The sequence below is a fragment of the Wolbachia endosymbiont of Pentalonia nigronervosa genome (assembly GCF_014534705.1).
In the GTDB taxonomy this organism is placed as follows: domain Bacteria; phylum Pseudomonadota; class Alphaproteobacteria; order Rickettsiales; family Anaplasmataceae; genus Wolbachia.
Map to the genome: position 1 here is coordinate 1 of NZ_JACVWV010000131.1, position 2029 is coordinate 2029.

2 protein-coding genes and 1 pseudogene are annotated in these 2029 nt (G+C 35.7%); all 3 read left to right on the forward strand.

Going from position 1 to position 2029, the window contains the following annotated elements; genetic code table 11:
• On the forward strand, positions 1 to 218 hold a 218-nt coding region (locus IC220_RS07225), incomplete at its 5' end, for a phage tail assembly protein (RefSeq protein ID WP_188153756.1).
• Positions 215 to 352, forward strand: coding sequence for a hypothetical protein (locus IC220_RS07230; RefSeq protein ID WP_188153757.1), 138 nt, complete (start codon positions 215 to 217; stop codon positions 350 to 352). The genes IC220_RS07225 and IC220_RS07230, both read left to right, overlap by 4 nt.
• A pseudogene (locus IC220_RS07235) lies at positions 334 to 2029 on the forward strand (phage tail tape measure protein); the annotation flags it as partial. The gene IC220_RS07230 and the pseudogene IC220_RS07235, both read left to right, overlap by 19 nt.

Below are 2029 nucleotides of genomic sequence, written 5' to 3' on the forward strand. Positions count from 1 at the left end.
ATGGAATTTCTGTATCAGAGTTATCGATACGTGAACCTAAAGTAAGAGATTTACTTGCTATAGAACGTATAGAAGGAGAAGCTTTGAAAGAAGTGGCTTTAATTGCTAACTTAACATCTGTACCAAAAGAAGTAGTTGAAGATCTATGTATTAAAGATTACGTGGAAATACAAAAGGTACTAAAAGATTTTTTGTCGCCGCTGGAACAGAAAATTTGAAGTATAATGTGCTGCTGCTCAGTTCTGTTTCAGGTAGTGGAATTGAGCAGATTACTAATATGGATGTAAATGAATTTTTATCGTGGCTGGAAATAAGTAAAGGAGTAGCAAAAAAATGTCAATACTTTCAATAAAAATAGGTGCAACGTTAGATGGCAATTTTAATGATGCAATGACAGGTAGTGCAGCAAAGCTTTCTCAGCTTGGTAATAGTATAAGGCAGCTTGACTCATCAATGAAGTCAGTATCAAAATTTAAGCAGTTAGGTCACGATGTTTTTAATGCCAAGAAATCCTGGAAAGAATCTGAGGATCAAGTAAAATCTTTAGCTCAACAGATAAAAGCAGTAGAGAAACCTAGCAAAACTTTAAAAGCAGAATTTGATAAGGCTAAAGCTTCAGCAGTAAAAGCAAAAGAAGCATATTTAAAAAAGAGAGATGCTTTGCATGCTTTAAATGAGGAAGTCAGGAAAAGTGGAAAAGGTATTAGATCTCTAGTAATGGATCAAACTAAACTTGGTTCATCTATTGAAATGCTGAAAGGAAAATACAGTAAACTTGGATCTGTAATACGTGACCAGCAAAGTATTTTAGCAAAAAAGCATATTATAGATCACAAGTAATGGAGACCATAGGTCTAGGACTAACACTTGCAGCACCAATTAAAATTGCCATTGATTTTGAGAGTGCTATGGCTGATGTTAAGAAGGTAGTAAAGTTTGAGAGTGATGATGAAATTAATAAATTTAGTGAGAATCTAAAAAAATTATCCCATGAAATACCACTATCGGCTGCAGAGTTAGCAAAAATAGCTGCAAGTGGTGGCCAGCTTGGTATTGCAAAAGAAAAACTTTTCTCATTTACAAAAATAGTAGCTAAAATGTCCACGGCATTTGATATGTCAGCCAAAGAAGCAGGTGATTCTATAGCTAAACTCTCTAACATTTATGGAATTGCAGTGGAAGAGATGGAAGGAGTAGGTAACGTTATAAATCACCTTTCAGATAATACTGCTGCTAAGGCAAAAGATATGGTAGAAGCATTGGCTAGAGTGGGTGGTAATGCAAAACAATTTGGCTTGGATATTAATCAGACGAGTAGTTTAGCAAATGCTTTCATTAGCTTAGGTAAACAACCTGAAAAAGCAGCAACTGCTATAAATGCTCTGCTTTCTAAACTTCAAACTGCTGAAGGACAAGGAAAGGAGTTTAAAGCAGCATTGGAATCGATAGGCATAACCGCAGAGGAAATGTCACAAAAAGTTGCTCAAAACGGGGAAAACGCTCTACTTTATTTTTTTGAAACTTTAGAAAAAGTAGATAAACAGGAACGTTCTCAAATTCTTCTCAACCTCTTTGACCAAGAATATCAAGATGATATAGCACTCCTAGTTGGAAGCCTAAAAGAATATAAAAAAGCCATAGCTCTTTTAGCTGATGAAAAAGATCGTGACAAATCCATGCAAAAAGAATTTGACAATCGCGCAAGTACTACGGCAAATAACTTACAGCTACTTAAAAATACAATAGCAGAAGTAGGAATGAACTTAGGCTCAGTAATGTTACCGCCCTTAAAGTTGATAAGTAACTTTTTAAGGTATATAACCACAGGTGTAGCTTGGATTGCAGAAAAGTGTCCAATTCTTAGTGGAGGAATCATGGGCATAATTTCAGTTTTGATTCTTGCTAAGATTGCAGCAGTGAGTTTTGGTTACGGATTAGCTTTGGCTCGAGGTGGGGCTTTAGCTTTAAAGGCTATTTTATATGGACCACTTGGGTCAACTTTAGTATCACTATCAGCACGTCTGATTCC